Consider the following 21,040-nt stretch of genomic DNA (forward strand, 5'->3'; position numbering starts at 1 on the left):
CGGCCGGACTGCTGTTGACACCGAACCGTACGAACCCCAGGAGCAGACGTGATCGCTCGTATCCGCAAGTCCATGAACGAGAAGGACCAGGGCTTCACCCTGATCGAGCTCCTCGTCGTCATGATCATCATCGGGATCCTCGCCGCGATCGCGATCCCGGTGTTCCTGAACCAGCGCAAGAAGGCCGAGGACTCCGCGGCCAAGGCCGACGTGTCGACCCTCGGCAAGGAGATCGCCACCTACTTCGTGGACTGGGATGGGACGACCACCCCGGTCGTCACGTCCTCTAGCGGCAAGTACGCAATCGCGGCGGGTACCGGTGGCACCGCAACGAACATCGGGAACGCGAGCAAGAAGGTCGTGCTTGGTGACGGCGTCGAGATCCTCGGTGCCGCAGCGGACACGACGTGGTGCATCGACGTGACCAACCCGTCCGGCGACAAGGCCGTTGTCGGCTTCAAGTACTCGGCCGCCGGTGGGCTCGAAGAGGGCATGTGCGCCGCCGCCGCACCCACCCCGTGATCTGAGTAGCTGAACAGCGGGGCGGGCGGGAGGACCCGCCCGCCCCGCTGTGCTTCGTAGCCCGATGCACACCCCCGACGCGAGGAGCGAGCAGTGAAGATCCGCAGGGACGAGCAGAGCCCCACCAGGCGGCCGCTCGACGCCGGCTTCACGCTCATCGAGATCGTCATCGCCATGGTGATCTTCGGCGCGATGGCCACGGCCGTCGTCGGGATCATCCTGCAGGCGCAGTCCCTCGGGGTGAGCAACCGCAACCGGGTGGCGGCATCGAACCTGGCCGCCCGTGAGCTGGACCTGGTCCGGCAGGAGTTCGCGGCCACCAAGACCGCGCCGGTCGCCCTGGCGAACGCCGGGTCGGTGACCAACCCGCATCCTCTGGCCGGCGGTACCGCCGGCAGCCCGTTGATCGTCGACGGCACCGCGTACACGGTCGTGCGCAGCGCCCAGTGGAACATCACGGGCACCGGCGCGTCGGCGTGCGAGGGCGGCTCGCTCGTCAGCTACCCGACCCTCGGTGTGACGGTGAGCGTCACCTGGCCAGGGATGGGGTCGGTGCAGCCGGTCGTGCAGACCGCGGCGCTCGCACCGGACAAGACCACGGGCATCCCGACCACCTCCTCGTTCATCGCGGCGAAGGTCGTCGACCAGGACGCGCAGCCGCTGGTGGGCGTGCCGGTCACGGCCACCGGGGGCAGCAGCACCACCGGCACCACGGACGCCACCGGGTGCGCCGTGATCCAGGTCGACCCCGCCGCCGACCCGGGGACCACGTACTCCGTGACGGTCGCCGACGCCTCGTACGTCGACATCTCCGGGGCCACGAACCCGAGCAAGTCCACCGGCCAGCTCAAGCGCGGGTCGCTGTACGCCGGTGCCGGTTTCGCCGTGGCGCACGGCGGGACCATCACCCTGAACCTGGTGCGTGCGGACGGGCAGCCGTTGTCCTCGGCGCAGGTCGCCGGGTCGACGGTGTCCCTCGTCGCTCCTGAGTTCTCCGGTTCGAGCAGCGTGAAGCAGTTCACCGTCACCGGGACGACGACGGTGCTGAGCGGGTTGTGGCCCACCAAGTACGGCGCGTTCTTCGGCACCACGGAACCGGCCGGTGGCTACACCGCGTACACGCTCGACCCGGGCGGGTCGTTGACCATCGACGTCGTGTTCGAGATGGCGTCGGCCCCGGTGGCGAACATCCCGGCGGGGACCTCGTCGATCGTCGCCGTGCCTGCCGGCACCGCCACGACCTGTGCCGTCGGGCAGGGGGTGACCCTGCCGGCCGGCTCGCCGACCGCCACCGTGTCGCTGCTGCCGGGCACGTACGACCTGTACGCGACGGGTCTGGGCTTCAGCTGCTCGCCCGGCCCCACCGCGGTGCCTCTCGCCGCAGGTCCGAACGACGAGGTCGCCTGGGGGTCGACGACCCTGCAGCTCTCGTCCGTGCCGTCCGGCGGCACCCTGTGGGCGCTGAACCGCGCCGCGTCGGGTGTCACGGCGAACACGTGCCCTGGTGGCGCGGGCGCCGGCGCGGTGAATATCGACGGTGCGCGCTCCGGCGCTGTCGCCCTGCCGGCGGGCAACTGGTGGGTCTACCAGACCGCCGGTGCTGCGACGGGTGCCTGCACCAGCTATCCCGACCTGATCAACCCGGTCCCAGTCGCGTACAACCAGGCGAACACCCGCGTGTGGACATCGACACCGCCTACGACGAACCTCACGCTCAAGAAGATGACCTCCGGCCGTCTCTTCGTCGTCAGCACCGCGACGGTGACCTGCACCGCGTCGAAGATCACCACCACCGGGCAGGCCTACTCCGTGGGGACGGCCACGAACTCGGTCACGAGCCTGACCCAGGCCGTCCCGCGTCCCTCGAGCGGAACCACGACCTACTACGCCTATCAGTGGAACACCGGCTCCTCGCAGTCGAACAAGTGCTCCGCCGTCGGCAGGTTCATCGTCGGCCCGTCCAGCGCCGACCTGTCCAAGGACGCGGACTCCAGCGTGGTGGGCCCGTGAACCGCCGGCTGCGCCGCGGCACGCGTGAGGACGGCATGTCGCTGCCCGAGCTGCTCATCTCGATGATCTTGCTGGGCGTGGTGCTGATCGCCGTCACGTCGTTGTCGATCGGGTTCATGCGCACCAACCAGCAGAGCATCAACCGCCAGGACCAGATCGACACGGCCCGCACGGCGACCGAGCGGATGAGCAAGACCCTGCGGACCGCGGTGATGCCGAGCCAGCTCAGCTCGGCGTGCGTAGGCACGTGCGCGGTCGAGGCGTTCGTCAAGGGCGAGGACTACGCCGTCCAGTTCTACGCGAACCTGAACAACGCCGGGAACACGATCGGGCCGAGCCGGGTCACCTACACCGTGGTGACCGACGGTGACGGTGTGCGCAGCCTCGTGGAGAAGGTCCAGCGGCCGGACTCGAACGTCCCGACGGCGACCGGCTACGCGTACTGCGACGCCGAGGCGGTCGGCGCGAGTGCGGACTGCCGCGAACGGCTGACCACACGGACGCTCGCCGAGGGGCTGGTCGAGGACACCCCGCTGTTCACCTACTACCAGGGGTCGAGCGCGACGCCGATGTCCCCGGCCGCGAGCGGCGGCAGCCTCACCGCGGCGAACCTCGCCAAGGTGCTCGCGATCGAGCTGCACGTGACGGTGCAGCAGCAGGGCTCGGTCGAGACCCGTCCGACGACGTACATCCAGAGGATCACCCTGCCGAACGCGCAGGCCGTGCTCCGCCAGAAAGAGGTTCCGTGATGCCTGGCTCCGGGGTGCTGCGCAGGGTCCGTGGTGACGGCGACGAGGGCATGGCCCTGGTGCTGGTCGTCGGGTCGATGCTGGTGCTGGCGATGCTCGCCTTCACCGCCCTGGCCTTCACGATGGCCAGCCAGCGGTTCGCGCGGTACGACCAGGACTACACGAGTGCGATGAGCGCGGCGCAGAGCGGCGTCGACGACTACATCTCGCGACTGAACAGGTCCGAGGCGTACACGGCCAAGATTGACTGCGCCAACCCGGCCATGCAGGGTCCGACCACCGCGACGAACACCTGCGGGTGGAATGCCGGCACCGCGCCGGGTTGGTCGCCGGTGGACGGCACCCGCACGGGCGAGCTGGATGCGTTCTTCCACTACACGGTCGACGCCTCGCGCGTGACGACCGAGGGCACCGTGACGCTCACGGTGACGGGCCGCGCCAACGGCGAGTACCGCACCATCGAGGCGGCTGTCGGCAAGGGCGGGTCGACGGACTACGTGTACTACACCGACTTCGAGTCGGCCGACCCGTCGAACGTGCAGGCGTACCCCAGTGGCACGTCGGCGGCGTGCGGTGGCAGCGGGTACGACGCGGCGAAGTACTGGTGGGAGGGTCGCAGCGGGGCCGGGTGCTCGGAGATCACCTTCGCCTCGGGTGACACGCTGCAGGGCACCGTGTTCAGCAACGACTCGGTGCTGGCTGCCGGGCCGAAGTTCACCGACGGGTTCCTCACGGCCAACCCGGAGTGCCAGACCGTCACGACCAGCACGGCCTCCAGCAACTGGAAGTGGTGCCTGCGCAAGGACTCCGGGACGTACAGCACCGCGGACTTCAACGGTGTGCTGCCGCAGTACCACGAGCCGCTCTACCTGGACGACACGTCGGCGGCCTTCGCCGGCTTCCCGGGCTGCCACTACTTCGGGTCCACGCGCATCGTCTTCAACTCCGACGGCACCATGACCGTGTGGAACAAGACGGTGAACAACGGTGGCACGGCTCCGACGGCGTCCGGCGCCAACGGAGGCACTGAGCCGTCGTGCGGATCGCTCGCGCAGCTCGACTCGGCCTCCGGTGCGACGGTGAGCGTCCCGACTGACCTGGTGATCTACGTGGGGTCGGCTCCCGCGTCGGTCGACCGCCGCAAGTGCTACGGCGGCGAGATCGGCGGGGCGACGGGTGCGACGCTGCCGCTCGGCTCGTACAAGTCGACGACCCCGGTCACGCCGGTGCAGTCGACAGCCTCGTACACCTACGACACGAACATGAACGAGACGACGAAGTACTGCGCCGAGGGCAACGTGTACGTCGAGGGCGTGCTCAAGGGCCGGGTCACCGTCGCCGCGGCCCAGTCCGTCGTCGTCACGGGTGACATCGTCCTCGCGGGTGGGCTGACCGGCACGGACATGCTCGGCCTGGTCGCGACCAACAGCGTCGAGGCGTTCCACCCGTGGGTGGCCACGTACAGCCCCACGAAGGTCAACCCGGGGTGCAGCTCGAACTGCGCCTACAAGTGGGCCGAGTCCACGGCGAGCACCACGAACAGCTCGGTCTGGCCGCGCCAGTACAACGACCCGACGGGCGCGACCTCGGTGTCGGGCCTGCAGATCATGGGCTCGATCCAGACCCTGCAGCACTCGTTCTACGTGCAGAAGTACAAGGAGGGCGCGTCGCTGGGTCTGCTGCAGGTCAACGGGTCGATCGCCCAGCGTTGGCGTGGCATCGTCGGCACGGGCTCCGGCGCGGTCTCCTCGACGGGGTACCTGAAGAACTACGTGTACGACACGCGGCTGAAGTACGCAGCGCCGCCGTACTTCCCGCGGTGGGTCAACGCCCAGTGGTCGCAGCGGTACTTCGGCGAGATCACCACGCCGCCGGAACTGCGGGGCTGACCGCGCGTCGGCGTGGAGAGTGAGAGTCGGGGGAGGCCTGCGGTCGTCGGGCCGCCCCCGACTCTCATCCGCTTCTCATCAAGTCGCAGGTCAGCGCTGTCGACACTCCTGATGGCCGGGTGCTCAGGGGGCATCCGCCGGACATCGGGGGGCGGCTGTGCGATTGCCGAAGTCACCATGGGAGCGTGTCCATGGTGCGCGGGAGGATGACGGGTTCACGCTCGTCGAGGTCCTGCTCGCGATGTTCCTGATCGTGGCGATGATGGTCGTGACGATCGGCGTGCTGCTCTCGTCGCTGGTGACGATCGCCGTGGCCAAGCAGCGGCAGTCCGGTGCGGCACTGGCCACCCAGTCCATCGAGTCGATGAGAGCGCTTCCGTACGCCACGGTCACCGCCGGGAGCGCTTCCGGGTGCGACGCGTCGCTGGGCCTGAGCGCGACCACGGACTACGTCGGCGGGTCAGGTGCCGGTGTCGTGTTCGCCCCGGCGCGCACGGTGCTCGACATCCCCGCCGAGACCCTCGTGGTCAACACGCAGTCGCCGTGCGCGTTCACCACCACGGTCGATGCCACCACCTACACGGTGCGGCAGTACGTCACACGGTCCGCCACCTCCGACGCGTTCGCCCTGACGGCCATCGCCACCTGGACCAAGAAGGACGGCAAGGCGGGCACCTCCGTCGAACGGTCGGAGACGTTCTCGCCGGGTGGGTGTCTGCAGGACTCGCTTCACCCGTTCTCGGGCCCGTGCCAGGCCGCGTTCTCGGCCCGTGGGGGCACCGACGCGATGAGCGTGAGCGTCACCCCCGTCGACGCCGCAGGCGTCCCGCAGACCCCGGACCCGACGCTCACGCTCGTGCTGCCCGCCGCCAGCAGCACGCTCGAGGTCGAGCAGTCCGTGGCCCTGACCTCGACGGCCGTCGCGGCCGGAGGTGTGGACTCGACGGGGGTCGCGAGTTCCCCGCCGCAGGTGCTCACCGCGGGATCCGACCCCACCTCCACCGTGCAGCAGACGTTCGCCGGCGTGGTGTCCGCACCCGGCCGCAGCACGACCTCCGCGCTAGGCCCCAGTGCGCTGACCGCCTCGACCGGCCCGACCACCGGTTCGCTCGGCGGCGCCGTGTCGGCCGGCAGCGGCACGTGCCTCATGCCGAACCTCGCCGGCTCCACCTCGGCCGTCTCGACGGGCCCCGCCGGTGCGCTGCGGCCCTGCGCCGTGACCAACCTGGTCAGCGGTGCCAGGGCGTCGCTGGACCTGGGCGGCACCGACCTGTTCACGGCCTCCGGTGTGCGCACGTCCGCAGGAGCCGCGCAGGTCTACAAGGGGACGAGCGCAGGGGTGTGCGGTGCGACGGCCCCCGGCTGCGCCCGGGCCAGTGCCGCACGGTCCATCGGCACAGCCCAGTTCCTGCCCACGATCGCCCCCGTGGGGCTGTGGCAGCTGACCGGCCTGAGCGAGGCCGCCGTGGCGGAGCGTGGTGCCCCCACGCCGACCCCGACCCAGGCGCGCACCGGCACGTTGCGGCTCTGGGACGGCGGCGGCTACACCGACGTGCCCCTGGCGGGCCTGAACGCCACGTACGTGTGGGACGAGACCGGCACCGGGTTCGCGCCCGTCACGGACGCCGGCCTGACGGTCACGGGCACGCTCGTGGTCACCGCCGGCGGCAGCACGCTGGGTGGCCCGACCGGCTGCGCCGACGAGGCCTGCGTCGTGCAGTCCGACAGCGGTTCGATCAGCGGCCGCTTCACGGTGACGGAGACGGCCACGGGGCAGGCCTGGGCCGTCGACGTCCAGCTCGGCGGGGCCACCGCCGTCGCCGCCTACCAGGAGGCCCCCGTTGCGTGACGCCCGCACCACCCGCGCCCGCGACGACGCCGGCTACACCCTCACCGAGCTGCTCGTGGCGATGGGTGTCTTCTCCGTCGTCATCGCGCTGGCCACCTCCGGGCTGATCTCGCTGCTGACCACCACCCGGGGTGCGACCGACCGCGCCGACGCGCAGGCCGAGATCCGCCTCGGGCTGGCCGACATCGGCAAGCAGATGCGCTCGGGCAACGTCCTGTTCAGCCCCAAGGACGAACCCGGTTACGTGCCCTCGTGCCAGAGCGCCGCCGACGGGTCGGACACCGGGACCTGCATGCGGATCTACACCCAGACGTTCGGCACACCCCGGTGCGTGCAGTGGCAGGTGCTGCAGGTCGAGCCCGGCGGCGGGGGAGCGCAGCTGCGCACCCGCAGCTGGTCGATCGACTGGCAGACCACCGGCGACGTCTCGGACTGGCGGACCGTGGCCCGCGGTCTGAGCCTGGACGCCGGCCACCTGCCGTTCACCCTGCAGGGCGCCGCGACGCCGTACGACCGCCGGCTCCTGGAGATCACCCTGCTCGCCCACGACGACGACAAGGACCGTGACGTGTCCATCGAGTCGTCTATCTCGGGACGCAACACCAGCTACGGCTACGACACCGGGCAGTGCGTCCCGGTCCCCGCGGAATGAGGACACCGATGACCAGCCTGATCACGCACGTGCGGCGGCGGCTGCACGCGCCCGGCGCGGGCGAGGACCGCGAGGCCGGCATCGCGATGGTCCTGGCCGTGGCCGTCATCGTGTTCGCCACGCTGGCCGTGGCCACCCTGGTCACCGTGGCGATCGCGGAGAACGGCATGAGCGGTCGTGAACGCCAGCGCGCGGTCTCCATCGCCAGCGCCGAGGGGCAGGTCGACAGCCTCGTGTCCCGGATCCACTACGCACCGCTGAGCACCCTGCAGGACGGTGTCCTGTGCGGGGCGATCCCGGCTTTCGTGAGCGACATCGGACCCGACGAGCTGACCATCGACTCCCAGATCACGTACTACGACGCCGCAGGTGCCCCCGTGGCCTGCGCGGCGGTGCGCACCGGTGCCGTCGAGGCGGCCACCGCCGCCGTCCGCGCCACCTCCACCTCGACTCCCGTGGCGCAGCAGATGCCGGCCGTGCGGACCTTCGAGACCGTCGTGCGCCTCAAGCTGCAGACCGACCTCAACAAGGCCGTGTTCGGCAACTCCTCCGTGGTGATCAACAACAACCTGACCGTGATCGCCGGCTCCTCCGGAAGCCAGAACGGCGACGTCTACTCCAACGGCGACCTGAGCTGCAAGGGCTACGTGTACGGCTCGATCTACGCCCAAGGAGCCACCACGCTCGAGCACGACTGCCGGTACGTGGCCGGCAACGTGATGTCGGTCGGGAACGTGCTCGTACAACCCAACGACAAGACCGTCATGGGCGACATCACCTCGTCCGCGGGCAACATCGCGCTGAACAACCTCGGCACCTCCAGCGGACGGGTGCTCAACGGCAAGGCACGGGCGTGGGGCTCCGTGACCGGCGACGTGTGCTCGGCGTCAGCCGTGCTCGACAAGTGCCACGGGTACCAGGTGGTCGACGCACCACCCACCGCCCCGTTCCCGCAGCTGCTCGGCGACTCCACCTGGACCACACCGGTCTCCTCCGGTGGTGCCGGCTACACGTTGCGGACCTTCGCCAGCTGCGACGCCGGGTACGACCAGGCGGGCTCCCTCGCACGGTGGCTTGCGACCAACGGGCCGACGCTGACCGCCCCCGTGCTCATCCGGATGCCCGCTGGCTGCGTGGTCAACTTCACCAACATGGCCGGGCACGAGATCGTCCTGGCGCAGGACGTCGCGATCTGGGCGGCCTCCGGCTTCAACATCAACGGCCAGCCGACCTTCTCGGGCGTGGCGGGATCGACGAAGAACCTCTACCTCATGCAGGACTACGCGACGCCCAACTGCTCCCGGACCGGCATCGAGATCAACAACGGGCTCATCGCGAAGAACAACATCCGGGTGCTCATGTACACGCCGCACAAGTTCTACTCGCCCTCCGGCACCAGCCAGCTCAACGGGCAGATCTACGCCGGCTGCGCCGTCGACATGAACAACAGCATGAACCTGACGTACGACAGCCTTCCCGTCTGGGGTGTGCAGAACAAGGACGCGCTGTCGTACAAGGTCGAGATCGTCGCGAAGCGTGAGACCGCATGACATAGTGGCGGGCGCCATGACGACGAACACCGATGCCGCCACCCTCGCCCTGACGGCGCTGCTGCTGCTCCCGCTCGGGCTGGCCGTCGGCTCCTTCCTCAACGTGGTGGTCTGGCGCGTGCCCCAGGGGATGTCGGTCGTCCGCCCGCCCAGCGCCTGCCCCCGCTGCCAGCACCCGATCCGCGGCCGCGACAACGTGCCGGTGCTCTCCTGGCTCCTGCTGCGCGGCCGGTGTCGCGACTGCCAGGCGCCGATCTCGATCCGCTACCCGCTGGTCGAGGCCGCCACCGGCATCCTGTTCGTCGCGACCGGCCTGTTCGCGGGGCCCACGTGGGTGCTGCCGGCCCTGCTGTACCTGGTGTCGATCTCGGTCGCCCTGGCGCTGATCGACATCGAGACCCGGCGACTGCCCGACGTGATCGTGCTGCCGTCGTACGTGGTCGCCCTCGCCCTGCTGACCCTCGCCTCGTGGAACCCGGGCGGCGAGGCCGACTGGGGCGCGCTGCTGCGTGCACTCATCGGCTGCGCAGCGATGTACACGCTGTACTTCGTCCTCGTGTGGGTGTATCCCGCGGGGATGGGCTTCGGCGACGTCAAGCTCGCAGGGGTGCTGGGCCTGTACCTGGGGTGGTTCGGCTGGTCCGCGCTCGCCTTCGGCTGGTTCGCCGCCTACCTGCTCGGTGGGCTGTTCTCCATCGGCCTGCTGGTCGCAGGGCGCGCCGGACGCAAGTCGGCGATCCCGTTCGGGCCGTGGATGCTGCTCGGGGCGCTCGTCGGCATCGCCGCCGGCGAGGCGGTCGGGCAGTGGTACCTCGGCCTGCTCTGACCGCCCGGGCGGCCACCCACGGTCCTGGCACCCACCGGTGACGACCTCGGCAGAAGTGCCCGCACAGGCCCCTCAAGTAGCAGGTCGGTACACCCGATAGGACGAAGGAACGTTCCCCCTCGTCTGTCGGAAGGACCTCCGTGGCCAGCTCACGAGTCATCGGCCTCGACATCGGCTCGACGTGCGTGCGCGCAGCCGAGCTCGAGTTCGGCAATGGCGGACCGGCCGGCAAGACGCCGGCGACCCTGGTGCGGTACGGACAGGTGCCGTTGCCGCTCGGTGCCGTGCGCGACGGCGAGGTGACGCAGCCGGAGACCGTGTCCAGCGCCCTGCGCCAGCTGTGGCAGCAGGCGAAGTTCGACTCCAAGGACGTCGTCCTCGGCGTCGGCAACCAGCGGGTCGTCGTCCGTGACCTGGACCTGCCGTGGATGCCGCTCCCGCAGCTCAAGGCGTCCCTGCCGTTCCAGGTGCACGAGATGCTCCCGATGGCCGCCGACGAGGCACTCCTCGACTTCTACCCGACCAACGAGTACGACGGCCCGCAGGGCCGCACCGTGCACGGCATGCTGGTCGCGGCGCAGCGCGACACCGTCAACGCCAACGTGCTCGCGGTCGAAGGTGCCGGCCTGCGCCCCCGCATGGTCGACCTCAACGCGTTCGCCCTCGTCCGCTCCCTCGCCCGTGGCGACCTGGGCCGGGCGACAGCCGCGTTCGTCGACATCGGCGCGAGCATCACCACCGTGGTCATCACGGCCCAGGGGACACCCCGCCTGGTCCGGTCGCTCGCGACCGGCGGGCAGAACGTCACCGCCGCCGTGGCCAGCACGATGGGCATCTCCGCCGCCGACGCCGAGGCCGTCAAGCGGGAGGTCGGCATCGGCTTCGCCACCGACCCCGAGCGCGCCGGTGCAGCCGAGGCGATCTCGGCCGTCGTGCGCACCCTCGTGGAGAGCGTCCGCAACACGTTCGTCTACTACTCCAGCAACAACGCCGGAGCAGCGATCGACGTGGTCGTCATGACCGGTGGCGGTTCGCACCTGCCCGGCCTCGGGCAGTACCTGTCCAGCGCGAGCCGGCTCCCGGTCACCCTCGGTGACCCGCTCGCCGGTCTCCGGTCGGCCAAGACCGTCCAGCGCGGCGCGCTGAACGGTCAGGAGTCGCTCCTCGCCCTGCCCGTCGGACTCGCCTATGGAGTTGCCGCATGAGTGCCGTGACCACGTCCCAGCGGCGCAAGGGAGGCGGGGCCCTCACCGGGACCGGCGCCTTGCCCCAGGTCAACCTGCTGCCGCCCGAGGTCAGGGCCGCGCGCGGGCTGCGCGCCACCAAGCGCTGGCTCGGGCTCGGGCTGGTCGCGACGCTCGCCCTGTGCGTCGCCGGTTACGGTGCCGCGCTGATCTCCGGCGGGCTGGCCGACGCCGAGCTCGTCGAGGCCCAGGCGGAGACCGCCCGACTGCAGTCCGAGCAGGCGCAGTACGCCGAGGTGCCCGTGGTGCTCAACGCGCTGGCGCAGGCCACCGCGGCACGCCAGCTGGGTATGTCGACCGAGGTCCAGTGGAAGCCGTACATCGACGCGATCGCCGCGGTACTGCCGGCGGGTGTCAGCATCGAGACGTTCACGGTGACGGCCGCGACCCCGATGGCAGCAGCCGCCGCCCCGTCGGACCCGCTGCAGGCCGCCGGGATGGGCTCCATCCAGTTCACCACGCGCTCGTCGACGGTTCCTGACGTCGCCGCCTGGGTCGACGCACTCAACTCGGTGCCCGGCTTCTCCTCGGCGTGGGTGGGTTCCTCGACGTTGACCAGTGACGAGTCCGGTGCCTACTACGCGGTGTCGTCGGCGGTCGTGGTGACCACCGACGCGTTCTCGCTGCGGTTCGCGCAGACCGAGGGGGAGGGCTGACATGGGCGGCGCCAAGAAGACCACCTGGATCGGTGGCACGATCGTCGTCGGACTGCTCATCGTCGTGGCCGCCTGGTTCCTGGCCATCTCACCGGCACTGACGTCGGCGGACGAGGTCCGGGCACAGGCCGAGCAGGCACGGCAGCAGAACGAGCTGCTCGAGCTGAAGCTCGTCCAGCTGAAGGCCGACTTCGAGAAGCTCCCCGAGTACAAGGCGGAGCTCGCGGGTCTGCAGACGCAGATCCCGACCGACGCCGCACTGGCGGAGTACTTCCGGCAGGTCGACCAGATCGCCACCGGCCACTCGGTGACCATCACGGCGTTGACGCCCTCGACCCCGACGGCGGTCACGCTCGCGGCCTCCACCGAACCGGCCCCGGCCGAGACCACCGAGGCGACGGAGACCACCGACGGCTCCACCGACGCGACCGGTACGGCCACCTCGACCGACACCACCACCGCCGCAGGGGCGGTCCCGACCGGGTTCGTGGCCATCCCGCTGTCGTTGACCGTGCTGGGCACGTACGACAACACGGTCGCCTTCCTCAACGACCTGCAGAACGCCACGCCCCGTCTCTTCCTGGTCTCCGGTCTGACCGGGACGTCGCAGAAGGAGGCAGAGGCCTCCGGCGGCAAGCCGGCGACCGCCCCGGGAGACCAGGAGCTCGTCGTCACGGGGTACGTCTACGTGCTCCCGGACGCGCTCGGCATGGCGGCAGCCCCGGCCACCGACGAGCCTGCTCCGGCTCTGCCCGGTGCCGTCGCGGGGAAGAACCCGTTGGTGCCGATCACCGGACGCTGATCGCACGACCGATCCAGGCCCACCTCCTGAGCACGAGCCCGGGAGGTGGGCCTCGTCATGGCAGGATCGGCCCATGCTGCGTTGGTTGACCTCTGGTGAGTCCCACGGCCCGGCACTGGTCGGCATCCTCGAGGGTGTCCCGGCAGGTGTGGAGGTCCGCACGACGGACGTGCAGGACGCCCTGGCGCGCCGTCGGCTCGGGTACGGCCGCGGCGCACGGATGAAGTTCGAGCAGGACGAGGTCCGGCTGCTGGCCGGTGTCCGGCACGGGTTGACGCAGGGCGGCCCGGTGGCGATCGAGGTCGGCAACACCGAGTGGCCCAAGTGGGTCGAGGTGATGTCGGCCGACCCCGTCGACGACCCCGAGGTCCTGCAGCGGGCCCGGAACGCGCCGCTGACCCGGCCGCGCCCCGGCCACGCCGACCTGGTGGGTATGCGCAAGTACGCGTTCGACGACGCGCGCCCGGTGCTGGAGCGGGCCAGCGCCCGCGAGACGGCCACCCGGGTGGCGCTGGGTGTCGTCGCGGCGCAGCTGCTGGAGCAGGCGGCGGGTATCAGGCTGGTCTCGCACGTGGTGGGCATCGGCCCTGTCGCGGTGCCCGAGGGTGCTGTGCTCCCGACCGCGGACGACGTCGCGGTGCTGGATGCCGACCCGGTGCGCTGCTTCGACCCGACCACGTCGGCGGCGATGGTCGCCGAGATCGACGAGTGCCACAAGGACGGCGACACGCTCGGCGGGGTCGTCGAGGTCCTGGTCTACGGGCTGCCGTCCGGGCTCGGCTCGTACGTGCACGCCGACCGGCGGCTCGACGCCCGGCTGGCGGGTGCCCTGATGGGCATCCAGGCCATCAAGGGTGTCGAGGTCGGTGACGGCTTCCGCACGGCGACGCGGCGCGGTTCCGCGGCGCACGACGAGATCGTCCGCGACGAGGCCGGACGGATCGTGCGGCGCACCAACCGTGCCGGTGGCCTCGAGGGCGGGATGACCAACGGCGAGATCCTGCGTGTGCGCGCGGCGATGAAGCCGATCTCCACGGTGCCGCGGGCGCTGGCCACGGTCGACACGGCGACGGGGGAACCTGCGCGCGCCCAGCACCAGCGCTCCGACGTGTGCGCGGTACCCCCTGCGGCCGTGGTGGCCGAGGCGATGGTGGCGTTGGTCGTCGCCGATGCCCTGCTGGAGAAGACGGGCGGTGACTCGGTGGCCGAGGTGCGCCGCAACCTGGAGGCGTTCCTCGCCGCCGTCCCCGAGCTGCTGCGGTGAGCGCGCCCCGCGTCGTCCTGGTGGGCCCTCCGGGTGCCGGCAAGTCGACGGTGGCCGCGGCGCTGGCCGACCGGTGGCACCTGCAGGTGCGTGACACGGACGCGGACGTCGAGGCGGTCGCCGGCAAGTCGATCGCGGACCTGTTCGTCGAGGACGGCGAGCCGCACTTCCGTGAGCTGGAGCGGGCCGCGGTGGCACGTGCGCTCGACGAGCACGAGGGTGTGCTGGCGCTGGGGGGTGGTGCCGTGCTCGACGAGTCGACGCAGGAGGCTCTGGGCCTCTACACGGCGGGCGGCGGGGTCGTGGTGTTCCTCGACGTCTCGCTCGCGCACGCCGCACCCCGGGTGGGGTTGAACCAGGCTCGTCCGCTGCTGCTCGGCAACCCGCGGGCCCGTTGGCAGGCGCTCATGGAGGCGCGGCGGCCGGTGTACGAGCGGCTGGCGACGCTGCGGGTGTCGACCGACGGTCTGCGGCCGGTGGATGTCGCCGAGCAGATCGAGCAGGGACTGGCCGCGCTGCGTCAGGGTGCGGCGGGCGACGACGAGCAGGGGAGCGGGCACTGATGAGCGGGACGACCCACCGGGTGACGGTGCACGGCGAGACGCCGTACGACGTGGTCATCGGGCACCATCTGCTCGGCGAGCTGCCGGCGGTGCTCGGCGAGGGCGTCCGCCGGGTGCTCGTGGTGCACCCGGCGGCGTTGGCCGTCTCGGCGGATGCGGTGCGGGCCGACCTGCTGGAGCACGGGTACGAGGCGTTCCTGGCCGAGGTGCCCGATGCCGAGGCGTCGAAGACCGCCCAGGTCGCAGCGTTCCTGTGGGGGGTGCTCGGTCAGGCCGACTTCACCCGCTCGGATGCGATCGTCTCCGTGGGCGGGGGTGCGACGACGGACCTGGCCGGGTTCGTGGCGGCCACGTGGCTGCGCGGCATCCGGGTGGTGCACCTGCCGACCACGGTGCTGGCCATGGTCGATGCGGCCGTGGGTGGCAAGACGGGCATCAACACAGCCGAGGGCAAGAACCTGGTCGGCGCGTTCCACCCTCCGGCCGCCGTGATCTGCGACCTGGAGACGTTGTCGTCCATGGCGCCGTTCGACTTCGTGGCCGGTCTGGCGGAGGTCGTCAAGGCGGGCTTCATCGCCGACACGCGGATCCTCGACCTGGTCGAGGCGAACGTCGAGCTGCTCAAGGATCCCGTGGCCGCGTCGGCGTCCCCGGTGCTGGCCGAGCTGATCGAGCGCGCCGTGGCCGTGAAGGCAGCGGTCGTGGGGGAGGACCTCAAGGAGGCGGGCCTGCGCGAGATCCTCAACTACGGGCACACGTTCGGTCATGCGGTCGAGCACGTCGAGCGGTACCAGTGGCGGCACGGCGCGGCCGTCTCGGTGGGCATGGTGTTCGCCGCCGAGCTGGCGCGGCTGGCCGGCCGGCTCAGCGACGACGTCGTCGACCGCCACCGCTCCGTGCTGACGTCGTTGGGTCTGCCGACCGCGTACCGGGGTGACCGCTGGGAGCGGCTGCTGACGGGCATGCGGCGCGACAAGAAGACCCGCGGCGACCTGCTGCGGTTCGTGGTGCTGGAGGACCTGGGCAAGCCCGTCCGGCTCGAGGGTCCCGACCCGACCTTGCTGGCGGCGGCGTACGCCGAGGTGAGCGAGGGCGCGGCACCGGTCGGGACGACGGTCTCTCTCTGACGCGCTCCGACGCGAGCTGACCCTCTGACGCGCCCGGCGTGCGCGCGCCGCAGGTGACGGGTGCCGCCGGTAGCCTTCGGGCCATGACGCGCGTGCTGGTCCTCAACGGTCCCAACCTCGGTCGGCTCGGTGTCCGTGAGCCCGAGGTGTACGGCTCTGCCTCGTACGCGGACCTGGTCGAGGCGGCGCGCACGTGGGGCGACGAGCTGGGGCTTGCTGTCGAGGTGCGCCAGACGGACGACGAGTCCGAGCTGGTCGGCTGGTTGCACGAGGCCGTCGACGCAGGGGTCCACGTGGTGCTCAACCCGGCGGCGTTCACGCACTACTCGTACGCGTTGCGGGATGCGGCGGCGCAGGTCACCACCGCGGGCCTGCAGCTGGTCGAGGTGCACCTGTCCAACCCGTACGCCCGGGAGGCGTTCCGTCACGTGTCGGTGATCGGTCCGGTCGCGACGGGCACCGTGGCGGGCTTCGGCTTCGAGTCGTACGCACTGGCACTCCGCGCGGTGGCGGCGCGTACGAGCGCGAACAGCCACTAAGGGTTGTTCTTGCCCGAACAACCTGACATGGTTGTGAAATGTTCGTCGTGACGATCGACCAGCAGGGAAGTCGCGTGGTCGGCGACCGTGTCGAGCCGTTCCTGGCCGACCTCGCCGCGACCACCGCCAGCAGTGACGGCATGCCTGGCGCCCGACCGGTGCGCGGGTTCGAGCGCACGGTCGGCGACGAGGTGCAGGCCGTCTTCGAGGACGCCGCCGCGGTGGTCGACCTCGTGCTGCGCGTGCTGCGCCGCGGCGGTTGGTCCGTCGGGGTGGGCGCAGGGCCCGTCGACCTGCCGCTGCCGGAGAGCACCCGGGCCGGCTCGGGTGCGGCGTTCGTCCTTGCCCGCGACGCCGTCGAGGCCGCCAAGAGCCGGGTCCGCACGGTGCCGCTGGCGGTGCGCGGCCGTGACGCGACCGCGGCGTTCGACACCGAGGCGCTGCTCGTCCTGACCGCAGCCGTCGCAGCGCGCCGCAGCGCCGAGGGGTGGCAGGTCGTCGACCTGCTCGACGAGCTCGGACGCGATGCACGCCAGGAGGACGTCGCAGCCCGCCTGGGCATCAGCCAGCAGGCCGTCAGCAAACGGCTGCGCGCCGCCTTGTGGGCCGAGGAGTGCGCGGCGCGCCCCGCCGCCGCGCGACTCCTGGAGCGGTCCGAGGCGCGCGAGCGCGAGGGGCGGTAGCGTGCACGCGCAGCCCTGCCGTCGGCGGGCGCGACGTCGTCCGCGGGAGGGTTCGTGACGCTGGGCCTGGCAGTGCCGGTCGTGATCCTGCTGCTGGCGGTCTCCACGCTGGGTGGCTGGCCCGTCACCCGGGCCGTGCTGCACCAGGCCTCCCGGTCCGCCGACGCGGGCGAGGCGCACGCCGCGGCGCAGGAGGCCGACGAGAGCGACGGGCCCGAGGGGGAACGGGCGCAGACCGTGCTGCGCGGCGGCACCTGGATCGGGTTCCTCGAACGTCTCGCGGTGACCGGCAGCCTGATGATCGGCCAGCCCGAGGTCGTCGCGGTGGTCGTCGCCGTCAAGGGTCTGGGCCGTTACCCCGAGCTGCGGCAGAACCCCGGTGCGTCCGAGCGGTTCGTCATCGGGACGCTCGCCTCGCTCGTCTGGGCGGCGGCCCTCGGGTACCTGGGTCGGTGGCTGCTGGTCTGACCGGTACGATGGTCGGCGGTTCGCTGACCGGTATCACCTGCTGCGCGCCGTGCGCCGCACGTGCACAGCGCCTCGCACCCTCGCCGGTCGGCACACAAGCCTCACACCTCGACAGGAAGCGACGATCGTGGCGACCACCAACGACCTGAAGAACGGCACCGTGCTGCGCATCGACGGCCAGCTGTGGACCGTCGTGGAGTTCCAGCACGTCAAGCCCGGCAAGGGTGGCGCGTTCGTCCGCACCAAGCTCAAGAACGTCCTGTCCGGCAAGGTCGTCGACAAGACGTTCAACGCCGGCCTGAAGGTCGAGACGGCGAACGTCGACAAGCGCGACATGCAGTACCTGTACAAGGACGGCACGGACTTCGTGTTCATGGACACGGACACCTACGACCAGCTGAACATCTCCGAGGCGGTCGTCGGCGACGTCGCGCACTTCCTGCTGGAGAACCAGAACGCGCTGGTCGCCACGAACGAGGGCGTCCCGCTGTACGTCGAGCTGCCGCCGTCGGTGACCCTGCTGGTCACCTACACCGAGCCGGGTCTGCAGGGCGACCGCTCGTCGGCCGGCACCAAGCCCGCCACGCTCGAGACCGGCTACGAGATCCAGGTCCCGCTGTTCCTCGAGGCGAACACCAAGGTCAAGGTGGACACGCGCGACGGCAGCTACCTGGGCCGTGTGAACGACTGAGGTGGGCGCCCGTACCAAGGCTCGCAAGCGCGCGCTCGACGTCCTGTTCGAGGCCGAGCAGCGCGAGGTCGACCCCGTCACCCTCCTGGCCCAGCGCATCGCCGAGCCGGGCACGCAGAGTGCGCTGCCCCAGTACGCGGTGGACCTCGTCGAGGGGGTCGTGGCGCACTCGGCACGCATCGACGAGGTGATCTCGACGCATGCGCACGGGTGGACGATCGAGCGGATGCCCGCGGTCGACCGTGCGCTGCTGCGGCTGGGCACCTGGGAGATCCTGTTCAACGACGAGGTTCCCGACGCGGTGGCGGTCGACGAGGCCGTCGAGCTGGCCAAGTCGCTGTCGACCGACGACTCGCCCACGTTCGTCAACGGTCTGCTCGGACGCATCGTCGACCTGAAGCCCACCCTGCTGGCCTGAGGTCGCCTGCGCCGCAGGAGAGCCCGCATCGACGCCGTCCACCCTCAGGTGGGCGGCGTTCGTGCGTTCCCCGGGGTCCGGGCGGTGCGCCCCGACGGTCAGAACGTCGAGCGCGGGACCAGCGCGCTCGGGCGGGGCCCGCGGATCGGCACCGTCGCCGCCGCCCGGCCCAGCATGTTGCCCTGCACGTGCGGCACGCCCAGCTCGACCAGCGCCGTGAGCTCCTCGACGCCCTCGACCCCCTCGGCCACGATGTCCAGCTCGTGCGCGCGCGCCAGGTCGACGATCGTGCGCAGCACCGCCCGACCGCGCTCGGTGCTGACCTCCTTGACGAACGAGCGGTCGATCTTGAGCACGTCGACGGGCAGGCGGGCCAGCCGGGCCAACGAGCTGTAGCCCGTGCCGAAGTCGTCGAGCGCGATGCGCGCCCCGCGGGCCCGCAGCGCCTCGAGCGCCGGGACGGCCGAGGAGGTCCGCAGGATCGTCGACTCCGTGATCTCCAGGGTGAGGTGCTCCCAGAACGCCTCGCCCCACGCCTCGGACACCTGCTCGAGGAAGTCCGGCTCGGCCAGCTGCCGGGCCGCGACGTTGACGGCCACGGGCAGCTGGAACCGCTCGAGCGCACGCCGGGCCTGGCGCAGCACCGACAGCCCGATCGGCACGATGAGCCCGGTGTCCTCGGCGAGCGGCAGCCAGTCGGCCGGCAGGAGCATGCGCCCGTGGTGGTCCCACCGAGCCAGGGTCTCCACGGCCACGACCTCGAGCGTCCGGGCGTCGGCCACCGGCTGGAAGTACGCGGTGAACCGCTCCTCCCGGACGGCGTCCTCGAGCTCCGTGCGCCGGTGCCGCTCGGAGGCGACCCGTCGGCGCAGTGCGCGGTCGAACACGCGGTACCCCGAGGCGGTGCGCTTGGCCTCGAGCATGGCCGTGTCGGCCTGCCGGAGCAGACCGTCGGGGTCGATCACGTCGCCCGGGTCCCAGGCCGCCACACCGACGGTCAGCTGCGCATCGAGGGTCTCGGCGGGGCCGAGGGCGCCGAAGTCGTGCCGCAGCGCGCGAGCCAGCGCGAGCAGGTCGTTGTCCGCCGGTGCGCGCGGGACCACCAGGACGAACTCGTCGCCGCCGAGGCGACCGACGAACCAGCCGTCCTGGCAGGCGCCCTGCAGGAAGTCGCCGACCCGCACCAGCAGGTCGTCCCCGCGGGCGTGGCCGTGCGTGTCGTTGACGCGCTTGAACCCGTCCACGTCGCTGTAGACGAGCGCGACCCGGGTGCGTTCGACGTTCGCCTGCTCGAGCGTCTCGGCCAGGTGCTGGTCGACCGCGTGCCGGTTGGGCAGCCCGGTCAGCGCGTCGGTGAACGCCGTGCGGCTCAACCGGTGCGCGAGTGCGTGCCGTTCGGCGGCGGCCGAGACGATCTGGGCGAGGTCGAGCAGGAACGACCGCGCGGCGGGGGAGCGGTGCGTTCCCTCGGCGGAGTGCAGCTCGGCGACGAACCGGCCGTGGGAGAGCGTGCGCAGCGACCCCTCGAGCGTGGGGTCACCCAGCAGCTCGCGTGCCGTGTCGACAGCTCGGGCCAGCAACGTCTCGGGTTCCTTGACGAACCAGGCCGTGTTGGACAGGCGCGCCACCGCCTCGTGCAGCTGGCGTTGGCGTACCGCGCGCCGCTGGGTCCGCCGCATACGGCGCAGCGCGAACACCTCGAGCACCACGGCCAGCGGGAGCGGCCACAACCCCAGCAGGGCAGGTCCCGCGGACGAGTCGGGCATCGCCGTGCCGAGCGTGAGCGCCACGACCGAGACCGTGCCGCCGATCACGAGCACGAGCCCGCGGGCGCTCATCGACCGGCTGCCGCTCGCGACGGCCAGGTAGCCCACGACGACCGCGATCGGGATGACGAGAGTGGCGACGCCGACCTCCGGGCGCAGCACCATGTCCGGCACCGCGCTGGTCGCCTCGGCCGGGAGGGCCGCGAGCGCCGACCAGGCCACGCGCACCACGAGCAGCGACCCGGTGACCAGCAGCCAGGCCCGCACCGGGGGACCCTCGGTGAGGGCGCGTGTGGTCGGCAGGGCGAGGAGCGCGATCGCCGCGACCAGCAGGACCCGCACGAGCTCGACGCCGGTGGTGAGGGCGGGTGAGTGGATCATCGGCAGCATGCCGCCGCGAAGCAGCTCCGCGGCGATGACGGCCGAGGAGCTCAGTGCGCCGAGGGCGCCGACGTCCCGCTGCTCGCCGCGCCACCACAGCCAGTGGGAGGCGCAGAAGCCGCTCACGACCCCGGCACCGAGCAGCTGGAGGATCGAGACCCACGTCAGGGAGGGTTCCAGCACGTCACTCTCATCGGTCGCTCGAGGGCCGGGGTGAAGGACTCGGCCGGGTGACGGGCTTGTCCGTCGGGGTTCGCGTGCCACGGTACCGGTCTGTCGGTCGTGACGATCGCGACTGCGCGGGGTGGGGGTGTCCACGTGGCGGGTCCTGGTCGGTGTGCGGGGGGCGGCGCGTTACTCTGAACGCCGACAGACATTCCTTTAAGGCCCG

The 21,040-nt window shown here is 71.3% G+C and carries 20 protein-coding genes; 19 read left to right on the plus strand and 1 reads right to left on the minus strand.

The window, feature by feature from the left end; all coding sequences use genetic code 11:
* Positions 1–48 precede the first annotated feature (48 nt).
* The 19 genes from ACTHAM_RS07350 (at position 49) to nusB (ending at position 18,502) form a co-directional block, all read left to right on the plus strand.
* Complete coding sequence (locus ACTHAM_RS07350) at positions 49–522, plus strand: type II secretion system protein (protein ID WP_440685889.1); 474 nt, start codon at positions 49–51, stop codon at positions 520–522.
* Between the two features lie 93 nt (positions 523–615).
* On the plus strand, positions 616–2,532 hold the full coding sequence (locus ACTHAM_RS07355) for a prepilin-type N-terminal cleavage/methylation domain-containing protein (protein WP_440685891.1): 1,917 nt from the start codon (positions 616–618) through the stop codon (positions 2,530–2,532).
* Positions 2,529–3,281: a PilW family protein gene (locus ACTHAM_RS07360; protein WP_440685893.1), complete on the plus strand. Its 753-nt coding sequence runs from the start codon at positions 2,529–2,531 to the stop codon at positions 3,279–3,281. The genes ACTHAM_RS07355 and ACTHAM_RS07360 overlap by 4 nt, the downstream gene beginning before the upstream one ends.
* On the plus strand, positions 3,281–5,170 hold the full coding sequence (locus ACTHAM_RS07365; RefSeq protein WP_440685895.1) for a pilus assembly PilX family protein: 1,890 nt from the start codon (positions 3,281–3,283) through the stop codon (positions 5,168–5,170). Before ACTHAM_RS07360 ends, ACTHAM_RS07365 begins: the two co-directional genes overlap by 1 nt.
* Positions 5,171–5,327: 157 nt before the next feature.
* Positions 5,328–7,019, plus strand: coding sequence for a hypothetical protein (locus ACTHAM_RS07370; RefSeq protein WP_440685897.1), 1,692 nt, complete (start codon positions 5,328–5,330; stop codon positions 7,017–7,019).
* Positions 7,012–7,671: a PulJ/GspJ family protein gene (locus tag ACTHAM_RS07375; protein ID WP_440685899.1), complete on the plus strand. Its 660-nt coding sequence runs from the start codon at positions 7,012–7,014 to the stop codon at positions 7,669–7,671. The genes ACTHAM_RS07370 and ACTHAM_RS07375 overlap by 8 nt, the downstream gene beginning before the upstream one ends.
* Before the next feature lie 8 nt (positions 7,672–7,679).
* Entirely contained in the window at positions 7,680–9,221 is a 1,542-nt protein-coding gene (locus tag ACTHAM_RS07380) for a hypothetical protein (protein WP_440685901.1), read from the plus strand.
* 16 nt (positions 9,222–9,237) lie between these two features.
* The gene (locus tag ACTHAM_RS07385) at positions 9,238–10,047 is read left to right on the plus strand and encodes a prepilin peptidase (protein WP_440685903.1); all 810 of its coding nucleotides are present in this window, start codon (positions 9,238–9,240) and stop codon (positions 10,045–10,047) included.
* Positions 10,048–10,187: 140 nt separating this feature from the next.
* Positions 10,188–11,252, plus strand: a complete 1,065-nt coding sequence (pilM, locus tag ACTHAM_RS07390; protein WP_440685905.1) for a type IV pilus assembly protein PilM — start codon at positions 10,188–10,190, stop codon at positions 11,250–11,252.
* Positions 11,249–11,947, plus strand: a complete 699-nt coding sequence (locus ACTHAM_RS07395) for a PilN domain-containing protein (protein WP_440685907.1) — start codon at positions 11,249–11,251, stop codon at positions 11,945–11,947. The genes pilM and ACTHAM_RS07395 overlap by 4 nt, the downstream gene beginning before the upstream one ends.
* Position 11,948: 1 nt before the next feature.
* Entirely contained in the window at positions 11,949–12,749 is an 801-nt protein-coding gene (locus ACTHAM_RS07400) for a hypothetical protein (RefSeq protein ID WP_440685909.1), read from the plus strand.
* Positions 12,750–12,822: 73 nt separating this feature from the next.
* Complete coding sequence (aroC, locus tag ACTHAM_RS07405) at positions 12,823–14,013, plus strand: chorismate synthase (RefSeq protein ID WP_440685911.1); 1,191 nt, start codon at positions 12,823–12,825, stop codon at positions 14,011–14,013.
* Positions 14,010–14,576 (plus strand): shikimate kinase, encoded by a 567-nt coding sequence (locus tag ACTHAM_RS07410; protein WP_440685913.1) that lies wholly within the window; start codon positions 14,010–14,012, stop codon positions 14,574–14,576. The genes aroC and ACTHAM_RS07410 overlap by 4 nt, the downstream gene beginning before the upstream one ends.
* On the plus strand, positions 14,576–15,703 hold the full coding sequence (aroB, locus tag ACTHAM_RS07415) for a 3-dehydroquinate synthase (protein ID WP_440685915.1): 1,128 nt from the start codon (positions 14,576–14,578) through the stop codon (positions 15,701–15,703). Before ACTHAM_RS07410 ends, aroB begins: the two co-directional genes overlap by 1 nt.
* Before the next feature lie 83 nt (positions 15,704–15,786).
* Positions 15,787–16,242 (plus strand): type II 3-dehydroquinate dehydratase, encoded by a 456-nt coding sequence (locus ACTHAM_RS07420; protein ID WP_440685917.1) that lies wholly within the window; start codon positions 15,787–15,789, stop codon positions 16,240–16,242.
* A gap of 38 nt (positions 16,243–16,280) precedes the next feature.
* Entirely contained in the window at positions 16,281–16,925 is a 645-nt protein-coding gene (locus tag ACTHAM_RS07425) for a hypothetical protein (protein WP_440685919.1), read from the plus strand.
* 54 nt (positions 16,926–16,979) lie between these two features.
* Positions 16,980–17,393: a hypothetical protein gene (locus ACTHAM_RS07430; protein WP_440685921.1), complete on the plus strand. Its 414-nt coding sequence runs from the start codon at positions 16,980–16,982 to the stop codon at positions 17,391–17,393.
* 127 nt (positions 17,394–17,520) lie between these two features.
* Positions 17,521–18,084 (plus strand): elongation factor P, encoded by a 564-nt coding sequence (efp, locus tag ACTHAM_RS07435; protein WP_440685923.1) that lies wholly within the window; start codon positions 17,521–17,523, stop codon positions 18,082–18,084.
* Between the two features lies 1 nt (position 18,085).
* A complete protein-coding gene (nusB, locus tag ACTHAM_RS07440; protein ID WP_440685925.1) occupies positions 18,086–18,502 on the plus strand; it encodes a transcription antitermination factor NusB in 417 nt (138 codons plus the stop codon).
* Between the two features lie 98 nt (positions 18,503–18,600).
* On the opposite strand, the gene ACTHAM_RS07445 is transcribed toward nusB, so the two are convergent.
* Positions 18,601–20,832, minus strand: a complete 2,232-nt coding sequence (locus ACTHAM_RS07445; protein ID WP_440685927.1) for a putative bifunctional diguanylate cyclase/phosphodiesterase — start codon at positions 20,830–20,832, stop codon at positions 18,601–18,603.
* Between the last annotated feature and the right edge of the window lie 208 nt (positions 20,833–21,040).

It is taken from the genome of Cellulomonas soli, assembly GCF_052036975.1.
Classification (GTDB): domain Bacteria; phylum Actinomycetota; class Actinomycetes; order Actinomycetales; family Cellulomonadaceae; genus Cellulomonas; species Cellulomonas soli_A.